Source organism: Pseudomonas sp. Marseille-Q1929 (assembly GCF_017316265.1).
Classification (GTDB): Bacteria; Pseudomonadota; Gammaproteobacteria; order Pseudomonadales; family Pseudomonadaceae; genus Aquipseudomonas.
On the sequence record NZ_JAFLWU010000022.1, the window covers coordinates 34186 to 49834 of the forward strand.

At 60.2% G+C, this 15649-nt stretch carries 13 protein-coding genes; all 13 read right to left on the bottom strand.

Translation table 11 applies throughout. The features are described 5' to 3' along the window. Positions 1-6: 6 nt before the first annotated feature. Positions 7-1197 carry an ATP-binding protein gene (locus J1G37_RS21080; protein WP_277990821.1) on the bottom strand — a complete coding sequence of 397 codons (1191 nt, stop codon included), beginning with the start codon at positions 1195-1197 and terminating at the stop codon, positions 7-9. 110 nt (positions 1198-1307) lie between these two features. Beyond that, entirely contained in the window at positions 1308-2780 is a 1473-nt protein-coding gene (locus tag J1G37_RS21085) for a sigma-54 dependent transcriptional regulator (RefSeq protein WP_207045222.1), read from the bottom strand. 169 nt (positions 2781-2949) lie between these two features. Further along, positions 2950-3246 (bottom strand): flagellar protein FliT, encoded by a 297-nt coding sequence (gene fliT, locus J1G37_RS21090; RefSeq protein ID WP_207045224.1) that lies wholly within the window; start codon positions 3244-3246, stop codon positions 2950-2952. A 25-nt stretch (positions 3247-3271) separates the two neighbouring features. Beyond that, complete coding sequence (gene fliS, locus J1G37_RS21095) at positions 3272-3661, bottom strand: flagellar export chaperone FliS (RefSeq protein WP_026136596.1); 390 nt, start codon at positions 3659-3661, stop codon at positions 3272-3274. 139 nt (positions 3662-3800) lie between these two features. Beyond that, positions 3801-5171, bottom strand: a complete 1371-nt coding sequence (fliD, locus tag J1G37_RS21100) for a flagellar filament capping protein FliD (RefSeq protein ID WP_124526523.1) — start codon at positions 5169-5171, stop codon at positions 3801-3803. Positions 5172-5254: 83 nt separating this feature from the next. Beyond that, on the bottom strand, positions 5255-5605 hold the full coding sequence (locus tag J1G37_RS21105) for a flagellar protein FlaG (RefSeq protein WP_017735199.1): 351 nt from the start codon (positions 5603-5605) through the stop codon (positions 5255-5257). A 76-nt stretch (positions 5606-5681) separates the two neighbouring features. Beyond that, entirely contained in the window at positions 5682-7421 is a 1740-nt protein-coding gene (locus J1G37_RS21110; RefSeq protein ID WP_207045226.1) for a flagellin, read from the bottom strand. Positions 7422-7687: 266 nt separating this feature from the next. Then, the gene (locus J1G37_RS21115; protein WP_017735197.1) at positions 7688-8617 is read right to left on the bottom strand and encodes a ketoacyl-ACP synthase III; all 930 of its coding nucleotides are present in this window, start codon (positions 8615-8617) and stop codon (positions 7688-7690) included. Positions 8618-8898: 281 nt separating this feature from the next. Further along, entirely contained in the window at positions 8899-10488 is a 1590-nt protein-coding gene (locus tag J1G37_RS21120; protein ID WP_207045228.1) for a flagellar hook-associated protein 3, read from the bottom strand. A gap of 14 nt (positions 10489-10502) precedes the next feature. After that, on the bottom strand, positions 10503-12551 hold the full coding sequence (gene flgK, locus J1G37_RS21125) for a flagellar hook-associated protein FlgK (RefSeq protein ID WP_207045231.1): 2049 nt from the start codon (positions 12549-12551) through the stop codon (positions 10503-10505). A 10-nt stretch (positions 12552-12561) separates the two neighbouring features. Next, on the bottom strand, positions 12562-13830 hold the full coding sequence (gene flgJ / locus J1G37_RS21130) for a flagellar assembly peptidoglycan hydrolase FlgJ (RefSeq protein WP_207045234.1): 1269 nt from the start codon (positions 13828-13830) through the stop codon (positions 12562-12564). Positions 13831-13834: 4 nt separating this feature from the next. Continuing rightward, the gene (locus J1G37_RS21135; RefSeq protein WP_177325314.1) at positions 13835-14923 is read right to left on the bottom strand and encodes a flagellar basal body P-ring protein FlgI; all 1089 of its coding nucleotides are present in this window, start codon (positions 14921-14923) and stop codon (positions 13835-13837) included. A 27-nt stretch (positions 14924-14950) separates the two neighbouring features. Continuing rightward, positions 14951-15646 (bottom strand): flagellar basal body L-ring protein FlgH, encoded by a 696-nt coding sequence (flgH, locus tag J1G37_RS21140; protein WP_207045237.1) that lies wholly within the window; start codon positions 15644-15646, stop codon positions 14951-14953. Between the last annotated feature and the right edge of the window lie 3 nt (positions 15647-15649).

Below are 15649 nucleotides of genomic sequence, written 5' to 3' on the forward strand. Positions count from 1 at the left end.
GTTCGTTTACTCCGCGCTTGCCGCGCCTGAAAACAGCGGCAAGGTCATCAATGCACAGGTGCCACGCCCCAACCGGGAACGCAGCTGCAATTCTCCCTGATGCGCACGTGCCACGGCCTTGACCACGGTCAGGCCAAGGCCCGTTCCGTTGGTCTTGGTGGTGAAAAAGGGTTCGCCGAGGCGCTGCAGCACCTGCGGGTCGATGCCACTGCCGCTGTCACTGATGCACAGGCGCAGGGTTTGCGCGCGGCTGTACAGGTGGATCTTCAGGCGCGCGCCGGGGGCGCTGGCCTGGGTGGCGTTTTCGATCAGGTTGAGCAAGGCGCCGACCAGGGTGTCGCGGTTACACAGCAACTCGCCGAGGTGGCTGTCGCATTGCCAGCGCACATCAGCGTCTGCGATATGGGTGCTTGCGGCGGCTTGCAGGGCGCGCATCAGTTCGGCCGGGGTGACGCGGTCGGTCAGCGGCAATTCGCCGCGGGCGAACACCAGCATGTCGCGCACCTGGTGCTCCAACTCGTGCAGGCGCTCCTTGAGCCTGCCAGCAAAACGTTGCTGGGTTTCTGGCGGCAGTTGCTCATCAGTCAAATGACTGGCGTAGATCAGCGCCGCCGACAGCGGCGTACGGATCTGATGCGCCAAAGAAGCGACCATCCTGCCCAGCGACGACAAACGCTCATGGCGCGCCAACTGGTCTTGCAGGTGACGGGTTTCGGTGAGGTCGTTGAGCAGCACCAACTGGCCGGGCTCGGCATCAAGCGAGCGCGTGGCGATGGACAGGCGGCGGCCGTCCTTCAGGGAGATCTCATGGCCGTCGTCTTCACGGGGCGCGAAGCAGCGGGTGATGACATGGCGCCACAGCTCGCCTTCCAGCGGCAGGCCGAGCATGTCGCACGCCGCCGGATTGGCTTCGCGCACGCGGCCGTCTTCGTCGATGACGATCACGCCACCGGGCAACAGCGACAACAGGTTTTGCAGACGGTTGGCCAGGCGCTCTTTCTCGGCCAGCTCTTCCATGCGCTGCGCACTGACCACGGCCAGCTCACCTTTAAGCTCGGAAACCCGGGCTTCCAGCAGGCTGTAGGAGTCTGTCAGTTGGCTGGACATCTGGTTGAACAGCGAAAAGGCCTGTTCCAGGCCATTGCGGCTGAGCTGCTCGGCATCGGGAGCCGAAGATAGTTGGGCGGCGTGGGGCATCATGCTCTCTCGCTTGGCTGACCGTCAGTTAAACGGAACGTTGCGAGGGCTGTAGCAATACCCGTGCCGAAAAAAAACCGCTGACTAATCAGCGGCTTGAAAAACAGGCGTCAATCATCCGCCTGTTCATCACCGTCTCGACGGCTCATGCCGTACTTGCGCATCTTCTCCACCAGGGTGGTGCGGCGGATACGCAAGCGCTCGGCGGCGCGGGCGACGATGCCGTTGGCGTCGTCCAGGGCCTGTTGGATCAGGCCTTGCTCCAGGTTGCCGAGATAGTCTTTCAGGTCGAGGCCTTCCGGCGGCAGCATGGCGCTGGAACCGAAGTCCGGGGTGTGGCCATTGATGGCTACACGCTCTTCCATGTCGCTGCGGATGTCATTGAGCTGCTCGTCTTCGTCATCGACGTAGCGGAATTTCTTCGGCAGCTCGACCACGCCGATCACACCGTAGGGATGCATGATCGCCATGCGCTCCACCAGGTTGGCCAGCTCGCGGACGTTGCCCGGCCAGCCGTGGCGGCACAGGGACATGATCGCGGCGGAATTGAAACGGATCGAACCGCGCTTCTCGTGCTCCATGCGCGAGATCAGTTCGTTCATCAGCAGCGGGATATCCTCCACGCGCTCGCGCAGCGGGGCCATCTCGATTGGGAAAACGTTGAGGCGGTAGTACAAGTCTTCGCGGAAGCTGCCCACCTCGATCATGCTTTCGAGGTTCTTGTGGGTGGCCGCGATGATGCGCACATCGACGCTCTGGGTCTTGTTGCTGCCCACGCGCTCAAAGGTACGTTCCTGCAACACGCGCAGCAGCTTGACCTGCATCGGCAGCGGCATGTCGCCGATTTCGTCAAGGAACAGGGTGCCGCCGTTGGCCAGCTCGAAACGCCCGGCACGGCTGGTGATCGCCCCGGTAAAGGCGCCCTTCTCGTGGCCAAACAGTTCGCTTTCGAGCAGCTCTGCCGGGATCGCCCCGCAGTTGACCGGGACAAAGGGCCCGTCGCGGCGCTTGGAGTGATAGTGCAGGTTGCGCGCAACCACTTCCTTGCCGGTGCCCGACTCGCCGAGGATCAGCACGCTGGCGTCGGTGTCGGCCACTTGCTGCATCATCTGGCGCACGTGCTGGATCGCACGGCTGGTGCCGACGAGACTGCGGAACAGGTTGGGTTCACGGTGGCGGCCGCGCTCGCGGGCCTGGTCGTACATCTCGCGATAGACCTGGGCGCGGTGCAGGGAATCGAGCAATTTGCTGTAGCTGGGCGGCATTTCCAGGGTGGACAGCACGCGGCGGCGCTGGTCTTCGGGCAGCTCGACGGAAGAAATATCGCCCATCAGCAACACGGGAAGGAACTCATCCCAGGTAGACAGTGTCTTTAACAAGCCCAAAACAGCGCCAGGAGCGTTTACCGTCCCGATCAGCACACAAATGACTTCACGGCTCGATGACAATGAGCTGACCGCCTGCTGCCAATCATGGCTGCCGCAGGGCAGATTTTCTTCGCCAAGAAAATTCAAAATCACCGCTAAATCGCGGCGGCGGACGCTATCGTCATCAATCAGCAGAATTTTGGTTTCACGCCACATGCAATAGCAACTTCCCTAGTTAACTCAAGTGCCCTGAAGTCTGGGCAATCTAGATGGCTGTAAGCATTTTCTGCTTTACACCCCTCTGAAATCTGAAAACAGCACTAGTTAAGTCAAAAAATCACGCGCAGTCAAATTTATGACGCGCATTCGGTTTAACTGAGCCCGTTCAGCCGAACAGATGGTAAACCTTTGACGCATTTTTAGCTTGGTTGATCTGCGACATCTCTTCAAAAATCGCCTGTCTTTCGCCCGTCGTCACTTCCAGCAACTGCTGATACACCGCCAGCAGACTCTCCAGCTTCTCGCGCAGCGCATCCTCGTCCACCGGCGCCTCGCTGAGCACCTCATCGATCACCGCACGGCAGCCCATATCCAGCTCACCGACAGCATCCCAATTGCGCTCGGCCAACGCGCATATCAGGGCGTCGCGGGCTTCATCGATGCGTTGCAGTGCTTGGCTCATGATGTGTTCCTCAAGGCGCTTGGCCTTATTGTGGAGCGATGGCATCCCAGCCGGACTTGACGGTAATCAGCAACCGCGCGACTTCGTCGATCATGTCGGCATCGTTCACTTGGTTGGCTTCAACCAGACGGTTGCTCATGTAGTCATACAGCGCATCCAGCTGCTGCACCGACGCCGGATCTTCAGCTTTTTCCGGTTCGAGGCCATCACGCAGGCCAGAGATGATTTCAATCGCCTTGCCCAGCATCAGACCTTTTTGAGCGATATCGCCACGGCTCAATGCCCCCTTGGCCTGCGCCATGCGATCAAGGCCGCCTTCCATCAGCATCTGCACCAAGCGGTGCGGGCTGGCTTCGGAGACTTGGGCGTGGGAATTGACCTTCTGGTACTGGCGAAGGGCTCTCATCGGGTTCATGTTGCTACCTCGTTACTGGCCATGTCGAATAGGTTTGCTTAACCAGTTTTTCGACCACGTCACAAAATTCTTTAATCCAGGCGTCACACGCCAGACCACCGGTAAGCCCTGCTGCGGGGCGCCGAAGCGCCCCCACCAATCAGGACGACGACTTCGCGTTGTTCAGCGAGTTGAGGGTGGTCATGATGCTGGAGCTGCTGGCGTTGATCTGCGCGATCATCGTGTCCATCGCGGTGTACTTGGCGCTCAAGGACTTCTTCAAGGCCTCCATGCGCACGTCCAGATCGGAGGATTCGGTGGTCAGCGAGGTCAACTTGTTGTTGAGGTCGGTGGCGCGCGTCGCCAGGGTGCCCGTGGTGCCGACGTAGCTGGCGGTAGCCTTGTTCATGCGGGTGATCAAGCCGGTGTCGCCAGTGAAGAACTTGGCAACATCGCCAGCGCCCTTGACCACGGCCTTGTCCCACGCCTTGTCGTCCAGGGTCAACAGGCCGGTTTTCTGGTCCGTGGTAATCCCCATCTGTGCCAGACTGGTCATGCTGCCCGCACCGGAGCCGCTGGTCAGTTCGGTACGCATGCTGTTCACCAGCTGACGCATCGACGCATCACCCGTCAGGGCGCCCGCAACCGTCGTCGACGCATCGCCTGTGGCGGTCACCTTGGTCTGGGTGTTGATCGCCGTAGTCAACGCGTTGTACGCGGTAACGAAGGACTGCACCGAGGTCTTCAAGGTGTCGGTATTGGTGGCCACGGTGATGGTGGTGGTCGGCTTGGTCAAGTCAACGGCCAGCAAGTCGAGGGTCACACCACTGATGGCGGAATCGATCTTGTTGGTGGCGGACGACATCGCGACGCCGTCGATGCTGTACTTGGCGTTGGCCGGGGGCTTGCCTTGGTCGTAACCGACGGCAAGCTCCGAGTCACCGCTGAGGGTGATATCGGTGCCATCGCCGGTCTTGGTCGACGTCAGGACCAGACGTGCGCCGTTGGAGTCGCTCAGCACGTTGGCACTGATACCCTGGGCCGAGAGCTGGGTGTTGATGGCTTCACGCACTTCCTTGAGGGTCGCGCCGCCGGCAATCACCACGTCGTAGCTTTTGTCGCCCTGGTTAATGGTCAACGTCTGCGCTTCGTCAGTGCTGTTGGCCTTGCCCGTGGCACCGTCCGTATTCACCTTGCTGGTGACTTTGGCGGCGGTGGCCAGGCTATCGACCTTTACCTCGTACTTGCCGCTGGAAGCACCGTCACCCAAGGTGACCTTGATGTTCTTCTCTTCGGAGGAACTGGCAGAAAGCCCGTTGAACGCAGAGACGTTGTTCAACTTGGTGATTGCCGCCTGATAGGCTTCCAACGCGGTTTTGATCGAGCCGACAGCCGACAACTTGATAGTCGCGTCTTTTTGCTGACTGGTGATCTGGGCCAGCTTGGGTGCCTTTTCAGCCCCAACCAGTGCCTCGACGATCGCTTGCGTGTTGTAGCCCGAACCTGGGCCGGAAATCGTTGAACTAGCCATCTGCTTATTCTCCTTGTCCTGAAGCGGCCGTTTTTTGGCGCTCAAGCGCCGATGCCGCAATCAGAAACATGTTTCGTGCCAACTCAAGCCTTGCTATCAAACAGCAGGCTGCTGGCATCGCTCAAATTCTGCGCCAATTTCAGCGCGGTCTCCGATGGAAGCTGTCGAATCACTTCACCACTGTCGGTGGCGATCACCTTGACGACCACTATGCCAGTGGAGTCATCGATGGAAAAATCCAGGTTGCGCTGTGAAGCCTGCACAAACTCACGCATATCGGTTACAGCTTTTTCCAGCGCAACGCGCTGTGGCTCTTCGCTCGCCGGCACTTTCGCTTCACTGTTGGCCGCAGGCTGGGCCTGGGCGACAGGTGCAGTGCTGGGCTGGGTTACGGCAGCCGGGTACGGCGTGTTCAGCTTGATGCTCATGTCCATGTCATCACCTCCAAACTGAAAAAACGGAAGGGCACGTTATTCACGCACCCTCCCGTTATTTAACCGCTACCGACTATTACTGAAGCAGCTTCAGAACAGAGGATGGCAGTTGGTTGGCCTGGGACAGGATCGCAGTGGAAGCCTGTTGCAGGGTTTGTTGCTTGGTCAGTTCAGCAGCTTCGGAAGCGAAGTCAGCGTCTTCTACGCGGCCTTTGGCAGCGGAGGAGTTCTGCGAAATGCTCTGCAGGTTGGCCACGGTGCTGGCGAAGCGGTTTTGTACGGCACCCAGCTGCGAACGCTGGCTGTCGATCTGCTGCATGGCGTCGTCCAGAGCCTGGATAGCCTGCTGCGAAGAAGCGGCGGACAGGATGTTCAGGTCGGAAACGCTGGTTTCCATGGTCACGGCGGTTTTGGTGCCGTTGGCAGCAACAGTGGTCAGGCCCAGGGCTTTCAGACCGGTACCAGCGCTGCCGTCTTTGATGGTGATGTCTTTGTCTGCGAACAGGCTCAGAGTACCGTCAGCGTTTTTGCTCGCCTGTACACCGGTGCTTGCGCTGTTGATCGAAGCTACAACTGCATCAGCGGTGTCGCCTTTCTTGAACTTGACTTCTACGCCGTTGACGGAGATGGAAGTATCGTCGGTCAGTTTGGCCTGAGTGGTACCGGCAGACAGACCCAGTTGCGACAGTGAACCGCTGTTAGTGTTAGCCAGCTTGATGTCTGCACCGTTGCCCGAGGTCAGCTTGAGACGACCTTCGGTGAAGGTAGCGGAAGCACCCGCTGCAGTGCCGCCAGCAGCTTTGGTGAGCTTGGTGAGAACGGTCGACATGGCGTCGCCTTTCGCCCAAGTTACTGCAGCACCGTTTACAGTGATCGCACCGTCAGAGGTCAGGTTGCTGGTAGTGGCAATGGCAGGGTTAGCAGTCAGCTTCAGGTTAGCCAAGCCATCAGTTTTGGCAGCGACTGTGGGTGGGCCAGCAGAAGCAGTTACAACATCGCCAGCTGCGAGGTTGATAGCCTTGGTGGAGCTCAGTGTCAGGACGCCAGTAGCATCGGTGCTTGCAGTAACACCGGTGGTAGCTGTCTCTTTGTTGATAGCAGCAGCTGCGGCAACACCCAAGTCACTAGCTGCGACAGCACCGAAAGTGATTGTTGTACCGTTGATTTTGATATTGTCGCTCGCCACAGTAGCGCCAACAGCAGCGGAACCCGAGACAGTGGCTTTATCAGTGAGTACCGAGCCAGTAGTGGTAGCAGCGAGACCGCTCAATGCGATGCTGTTAACAGTGGCTTCGCTGAAGTTACCTTTCAGCGCGGTGGAGCTGATGTCGGTCATGCCGAACGAGATAGTCTCGTTGGCGTTGGCGCCGATTTGGAAAGCTACGTTCTGGAACGAGCCGTCCAGCAGGTTACGACCACCGAAGGTAGTGGTGCTGGCGATACGGTTCAGCTCGCCCACTTTAGCGGTGAATTCTTGCTGCAGGGAAACACGGTCAGCGTCGCTTTTATCACCGTTCGCCGCTTGCAGGGCGAGTTCACGCAGACGCTGCAGGGTGTTGGTGGATTCTTGCATCGCGCCTTCAGCAGTCTGGGCAATCGACACGCCGTTGTTGGCGTTGGCGATGGCAACGTTCAGGCCTTTGACCTGGTTGTTCAGACGGTTGGCGATCTGCATGCCGGCAGCGTCGTCTTTGGCGCTGTTGATTTTCAGGCCGGAGGACAGACGGTTCATCGACTGGCTCAGAGCGTCGGAAGCCTTATTCAGGTTCTTCTGGACCCCCAGAGACGTGATGTTGGTGTTAACTGATAATGCCATGACGAAATCCTCGTTGGATGGGATGCTGCGGCTTCCGGCCCTGGCAACCGCCGGGTGTGGCCTAGAGAACCTTCGTAATAGTTATCGTCGTGTGTGCCGGTTGCTTGAGTCTTTTTTTTGATTTTTTTGCTGGCTTGGTGCCACCCCTTGCAATTCAAGGGCTTACACAGGGGTAAAACCCAGCATTCATTGGCTTTTCTGGCGCCAAATAAAAAACGCCGATGATCGAGCGATCATCGGCGTTTTTTGTATTGCCGGTTAAAGCGTCACGGACGATAGAGAATCGCCGAGCCCCACGACAGGCCCACACCAAAACCACTGATCGCCACGCGCTTCCAGGTGGCGTCCATCACGTGCTTTTCCAGCAGCAGCGGAATGCTCGACGACACGGTGTTGCCGGTCTCGACCATATCCTTGATGAACTTCTCCACCGGCGCCTCTTCAAAGCGGCGCGCCACGGCGTCGACAATCGCCGCACTGCCCTGGTGAATGCAGAAGGCATCGATGTCGTCGGCCTTGAGGTCCGACTCATTGAGCAGCTCGTGCAAATGCGCCGGTACTTTGAGCAGTGCGAAGTTGAACACCTGGCGGCCGTTCATGAAGAACACACCATCGCTAACCTTCAGGTGCGGTGCGCCTGAACCGTCGGTGCCGAACTTCGACTTGCCCAGCAGCCAAGGCGCGTCTTCACCCATCCACGTGGCCGTGGCGGCGTCGCCGAACAGCATGGTGGTGTTGCGGTCTTCGGGGTCGACGATCTTCGAGTACGGGTCGGCGGTGATCAGCAGGCCGTTTTTCAGGCCGGCGGCTTCCATGAAGCCCTTCATCGCGTAGATGCCGTAGACGTAGCCGGAGCAGCCCAGGGAGATATCGAACGCGGCCACGTGGGTCGGCAGGCCCAGTTTGTCCTGGACGATGGCGGCGGTGTGGGGCAAACCCTCTTCGTCACCGTTCTGGGTGACGACGATCAGCGCGTCAATGGACTCGCGTTTCAACTGCGGGTTGTTGGCAAACAAAGCGTTGACTGCCTCGACACACAGATCGGAGGTTTCCTGGGCAGCTTCCTTGCGCGGCAGGAACGCCGAACCGATCTTGCCAATGATGAATTCCTCATCCTTGGCGAATTTGGCACCCTGGGCGTAGTTATCGATGCCGTCGGCCGGCACGTAACTGGCGATGCTTTTTATGCCAATCATTGTGGCTTCCCAATACTAAATAGCTGGAGAACACCCCGCGAACTGCCTCGCGAAGTGGTGACAATAAAGGGGACAAACCCCGTGAAGAACTCGCTGAAAGCCGCTCTGCAAGGAGGCTGAGACGACTTATCCTTTTCACACGATACAGTGAAGATGCGCTTTATGACCCGCAGGTCACCTAATTGTGTGTGCTTTCTGCAAAACCTTCAAACAATTAAGTCCCGCAAACGACAACGGCCCAGCCTGTTTCCAGGCTGGGCCGTTGCTGTGCAGCAGGCCGATTACATCTTGTTGAACAGGCTCAGCTGGGAGATTTTCACGAACGCCAGCTGCGAGGCTTGCAGCATGGTTTGCTGCAGGCTCAGGTTGATGGCGGCTTCGGCGAAGTCAACGTTACCCAGCGAACTCATGGTGGTGGCGTTCGCCAGGCTCAGGCTGGTGTTTTCGGCACTCTGGATATCCAAGGTGTTCAGCCGTGCGCCGATATCCCCACGAACCTGATCGATCTGGCTGTAGGCGTTGGTCAGGTTGCCGATGGACCGGGCCACCACATCCTTGAGCTCCTTCTGCGCCGCCGGGTTGCCATCCGACGGGGTCTCCAGCGTGCGGCGCAAGCGGCCGAGGGTGTCGAGCACGTTTTCATTCTTGTTGCTGGTGGCGCCCACCAGGAACTGGTCGCCATCTGCCGGTGCCGGCGCGGTGGTCACACCCAGCGTCACGCCCGCCACGGTGATCGAGGTCGCGCCCGCAGCCAGCGTGTCACTGGCGATGGATTTGCTGTCCGCCGTGTACGGCTGCGCGTAGACGTTATAGCTACCGCCCGCACCGAACTTGACCACCAGGCCGGCGTTGGGAAAGGTGCTGGCATAAGCCGTCGGGTCACTCACCGAACCACCGGTCAACTGGGCCGCGCTTGGGTTGCTGGCGGTACGCGAAACACTGAACGAGTCCGGCTTGAGGGCCAGGCTGAACTCGCGGTCTTTTACCAGCGCATCCGACGGCGCGCCCGGCAAGACGTCTTTGCCCAGGTTCAGGCCGATGTCGAACTTGACCCCGCGCAGGCTGATGGTCGAACCGCCTTCCTTGGTGGAGTCAAAGGTGCCATTGCCCGCGATCTCGGACGTGATGTCTTTGCCGGTGCTGTCACTGACGGTGTACTGGGTGCTGCTGAGGAACTTCAGCGTGTAAGGCTGGCCGTCGGCAAACTTCACATCGACACCCGACGCAATCAGGCCCGCCGAGATCGTGACCTTGCCGTCATCCACCGCCGGGGGAACCAGCACCGGCGTGGCTTGGGTACGACCGGTGTTGGCCGAGGTCTCGAGCATTTTCTTCGCGGTATCGCCCATCGGCACCGACAGATTCTCCGCCACCCGCAGGTTCAGCGCGGTGTCATCGCCCTGATAGGTGTAGGTGCCATCGTTGTTGCGCGTGTAGGGCGGCGTGTCGGTCTTGCTGCCGGAGAACAGGTAGTTGCCGCTGGCATCCTTGGTATTGAGCAGACCCATGATCTGGTCTTCCAGGGCACCGATTTCGGCGGCGGTCGATTTGCGGTCAGCATCGCTGATCCCGACGTTACCAGCCTTCAACGCCAGCTCGCTGGCGCGCTGGATCGCCGTGTTGATGTTCTGAAGCACGCTGTCTTCGGTCTGCAGCGAGTTTTTCAGCGTGTCGATATTGGTGTTGTACTGCCCCAGCATGTCTTTCTGCTGTTGCAGCATCAGCAAGCGTGCGGCCGCGACCGGATCATCCGCGGCGGTTTGCACGCGAACGCCAGAGCTGGCCTGGTCCTGCGCTTTCACCACACTGGAATAGTTTTCCTGGTACTTGGTGGAGCTGGTTTCGAAATACTGCTGTGTAGAAATACGCATCGTCCCAGACTCCCTTAAAGGCTATTGATCAATGTGGTGAAGGTTTCCTGCGCGGCCTTGATGATCTGCGACGACGCGGTGTAGTACTGCTGGAACTTGATCATGTCGCCCGCCTCGTCATCCAGGTTGACCCCGGACACCGAGTTGCGCGCGCCCTTGTTGGCGGCCAGCAAGGCGCCGGTCGCGGCCACATCGACACTCGACTGGCTGGCCTTCGCGCCCACCTGGGACACCAGGCGGCTGTTGGCACCCACCAGGCTCACGCCGACGTTGCCGTCGCCCATGCCAACGGTGGCCTTGGTTTGCAGGTCAAGCAACTGCTGCGCGTTGCGGCCATCGGACTTGCCGGCGCTGTTGAACGAGAACGTGGTGCTGTCACCGTCAGCCGGCGAGCCGTTGATGGTGGTGTCGAATTTGAAGCCTGAACCCGGGATCGGCGTACCGCTAGCGTCCAGTTCGGGCACATTGACGGTGATCTTGTTGCCCTGCCCCGGCACGATGGTGCCGGTGCCAATCGCCTTGCCCTGGGCGTTGCTGATCGTATACGACTGGGTACCGTCGGCGGCCGGCTTGCCAAACACCATTTTCACCGGCATCAGGCCTTCGATGTTGGTACGCAGCTTCGCCGTGTCCGCACCGCCATGGATATCCAGTGGCGCGGTCAGCGTCGGCTGGGTAAAGGTGCCCGTGCCGCTGTTGGTCTTGCCGCCTTCGCCGATGAGTGGGCCGGCAAAGGCGAGCTTGTTGGCATCCGCCATGTCCACACCGATAGCGCTCGCACCGTTGGCCGTCGGGCTGACCTTGAAGGTGTCGCCATAGCTCATCGTGCCTTTGCCATCGAGCGTCACGGTCACGCCGTCAAACGACACCGGCACGGTAGTGGAGCTGATGTCGAAGTTGCCCATGGACTTACCGTCCGAGCGCTCCACGGTGATCATGTTCGGGTTGGTCTTGTCGCTGAACGTGATCTTGTAGTCATAGGTCGTCAGCTTGCTGCTGTCGTTGATCGTCACATTCAGGTTGCTGGACGCGGCACTGTTGCCCGCCGCCGCCTGGCTGCGCGAAGCAATGGCGGTGGCGCTGTTGATGTCCTTGAACAGCGACGTGCCGAAATCACCGTTCAGATCCAGGCCTTGGCCCAGCTGATTGTTGATCGTATCGGCAGTGGCAATCGCCAGACGCCCCAGCTCGTTGATGGCGGGCATCAGGGCGTCGCTGCGATAACGCAACAAGCCACCAATGCTGCCGCCGCTGATCACCGAGCCCATGTCCAGGGCCGTGCCATTGACGTTCAGCTGGATGGTGTACTGGCTGTTGTCGTCCTTGCTCGGCACCGCCGAAATCGTGTTGGCAATCCCGCCTTCCACCAGCGACTGGCCGGTACCGGTGTTGATGCTGAATTGACCGTTCTTTTCTGTTGCGGTGACGCCGATCAGCTCATTGAGCGCACGCACGGCCTCGTTGCGCGAATCCAGCAAATTCGCGGGCGCGGCGGTTGCAGAGCCCTGGGCCTGGGAGATCTGCTTGTTCAGCGAAGCAATCGAGGAGGTCAGTTGGTTGACCTGGTCACTCATGGTGCTCAGCTGGCTATTGATGGTTTCTTTTTGCTGGGTCAACTGCGTCGAGATCGAGTTGAAGCGGTTGCTCAGCGTCTTGGCGTTGGACACCAGCAGTTGGCGCGCCGACAGGTCATTCGGGTTGGACGACGCGGTCTGCAAGGTCGCAAAGAACGAGCTCAGCGCCGAAGACATGCCGGTGGTCTTGTCCGACAGCACTTTATCGATGGCGCTGACCTGCCCCAGGTAGGCATTGGCATCGCTGCTCAGCGCGGTGCTGTTCTGATACGCCGCATCCAGATACTCGTTATACACCCGGCGCACATCCGCCAGGGTCGTGCCGGTGCCGATGAACACGCCGCCGAACTGGTTCGACGCGCTGGCGTTCTGGGTGGCCTGCTGACGTGAGTAGCCCGCGGTGTTGACGTTGGCAATGTTATTACTCAAGACCGACAACGATCCTTGAGCGGCATTGAGCCCTGACATCCCGATACTGAGCAAACTCATGATTCAGACCTTATAAATGTGTGGTTGCGCCAGCGGCAGCGTAGTTCTGGTAGCTGTTCATCGTTTTGGCGATCTGCGAAATCTTGCTGGCATAGTCTGGGTCGGTTGCGTAACCGGCCTTTTGCAACTCGCGTACAAACTGTTCCGGGTTGTCGGCCGACTTCACAACTTCTTTATAGCGATCATTGCTTTGCAGCAATGTCACGAGGTCGTGAAAGCTGTCCTGATAGGAATTGTAGGAACGGAACTGCGCCGTTTCCTTGACCATCGCGCCATCGCGGAACTCGCTGGTGATTGCCCGGGCCTGGCCGCCCTGCCAGCTCTGGCCGGCCTTGATGCCGAACAGGTTGTGGCTGCTGCTGCCGTCTTCGGCGCGCATCACTGACTTGCCCCAACCGGTTTCCAGCGCGGCCTGGGCCACCAGGTACTTCGGATCGACGCCAATGCGCGCGGCCGCGGCCTTGGCCATCGGCAACATGGTGGCGACAAATTCGTCCTGGGAGCCGAAGGCTTTTTTCGCCGGTGCCAGCGGTGGCTGGGCAATGGCGCGGCCATAGACCTGCATGCGCCCGCTCGGCACGGCAAAGGTGCGCGCGGTGCTGTTGATTACGTTGTCTTCGGCGGCACTGTTACGCAGTGGCGCGGCCTTGGCCACGCTGGTGTCGGTGCTTGGCACGATGCCGGCCAGCAGGCGATCCGTCAGCTTGCTCGGCAAGGCGATGCGGCGCTGGTTCATCAGTTCCATGTCGTTGCTGTGGGATGCCGCGGCGCCGGCCTGCGGCTCTGCCACGCGGTACGCCCACAGTGGGCGCTGGCCATTGGAACGACCCAGCGGGCCCTCGGCCTGGGTGCCGGCGCCGATTTCCGTCGGCACATCCACTTTCTTCGCCGGCTCAGCCGCTGCCGGGCCCTGCAAGGTGGCCGCCTGGGCTTCCACCGGTTTGTTCTTCTGCATCTGGCGCATCAGCACGTCGGCCAGGCCGATACCGCCGCCCTCGCGGGACATCGACACCGCCAGCTGCTGGTCGTACATTTCCTGATACTGCTTGGCCGCCGGCGTGTTCATCGGGTTGTCTTTACCCAATGCCTCGGTCGCCGAACGCATGGACTTGAGCATCTCGCTCAGGAACAGCGACTCAAACTCCTGCGCCACCTTGCGCATGTTGCCTTCGCTGTTCTTGTCGGCACCGACCTTGAGCTGGTTAAGCCGGTTCAAGTCGGAGTACGACCCCGAGTCCGCCGTGCTGCTGATCCCGCTCTTGCGCATATCCATGGCCATGGCCTCAGATCACAATCAGGTCGGCTTGCAAGGCGCCGGCCTGTTTCAGGGCTTCAAGGATCGCCATCAAGTCGCCGGGCGCTGCGCCCACCTGGTTCACCGCGCGGACAATCTCATCCAGGGTGGTGCCGGGGCCGAACTTGAACATCGGCTTGGCTTCTTGCTGGGCATTCACCCGCGAGCGTGGCACCACGGCCGTCTGGCCATTGGACAACGGCCCAGGCTGGCTGACGATCGGGTCTTCGGTGATGGTCACGGTCAGGCTGCCGTGGGTCACCGCCGCCGGCGACACCTTGACGTTCTGGCCGATCACGATGGTGCCGGTGCGCGAGTTGATAATGACTTTGGCCACCGCCTGGCCCGGATCGACTTCGAGGTTTTCCAGGATCGACAGGTAGTCCACGCGCTGGCTTGGGTCCAGCGGCGCGGTCACGCGGATCGAGCCGCCGTCGATAGCCTGGGCCACGCCGGGGCCGAGCATGTCGTTGATCTTGTCCACCACGCGCTTGGCGGTGGTGAAGTCGGAACGGTTGAGGTTCAGGGTCAGGCTGTTGCCCTGGTTGAAGCCGCTCGGCACGGTCCGTTCCACCGTGGCGCCGCCAGGAATGCGCCCGGCGGACGGCACGTTGACGGTGATCTTCGAACCGTCGCGGCCTTCGGCGTCAAACCCGCCCACCACCAGGTTGCCCTGGGCAATGGCGTAGACGTTGCCGTCGATACCTTTGAGCGGGGTCATCAGCAAGGTGCCGCCACGCAGGCTTTTCGAGTTACCGATGGAGGACACGGTAATGTCCACCACCTGGCCCGGCTTGGAGAACGCCGGCAAGTCGGCACTGATGGACACCGCCGCGACGTTTTTAAGCTGCACGTTGCCCGAGCCGGCCGGCACCTTGATGCCGAACTGCGACAGCATGTTGTTGAAGGTCTGCAGGGTGAACGGGGTCTGGGTGGTCTGGTCACCCGTGCCGTTGAGTCCCACCACCAGGCCGTAGCCGATCAACTGGTTGGAGCGCACGCCGGAGATGCTGGCGATGTCTTTCAGGCGCTCGGCCTGGGCGACGGCGCTCAGGGACAGCAACAAGGCCGCCACCATCAGCTGTTTGAAGTTCAAAATGGCCACCTAGAAAGGGAACAGCGGGCTAAGGAAGAAACGGTCGAACCAGCCCGGCTGGCTCGCATCGGCAAACGAACCCGTACCCGAATAGGTAATGCGCGCATCGGCAATCCGCGTGGACGGCACGGTGTTATCGGTGGAGATGTCATCGGCACGCACCATGCCGGCAATCCGCACCAGCTCGTCGCCGGTGTTGAGGGTCATCCACTTTTCACCGCGTACGGCGATGATGCCGTTGGGCAATACATCGGCCACGGTCACGGTGATCGAACCGGTCAGGCTATTGCCCTGCCCCGCCGCGCTCTTGCCGTTGGTGGCACGGTCGCCGTTGTAGCCGGCGTCCAGGCTCAAGTCACCACTGCCCAACGGGTTGTTGGTGTTGGGCACGCCGCCAAACAGCGAGGTCAGGCCGATGCTGGCCTTGCTGGTCTTGCCGATCTGCGAGTTGGCGTTTTTGCTGGCCTGGGTCTTCTCGTTCAGGGTGATGGTGATGATGTCACCCACCCGGAACGCCTTGCGGTCGCTGTACAGGTTCTGTTCGAAACCGGCCTGGTAGATCGAGCCATTGTTGGCCGCCGCCGGCAACGGCGTGCGTGGCAACACCGGCGCGTAGTACGGGTCATTGGGTTTCGGCGTCGGGGCGACACAGCCCGCGAGCACGGTAATCCCACTCAATGCCAGAACAGAAACGTAGCGATTCATGAC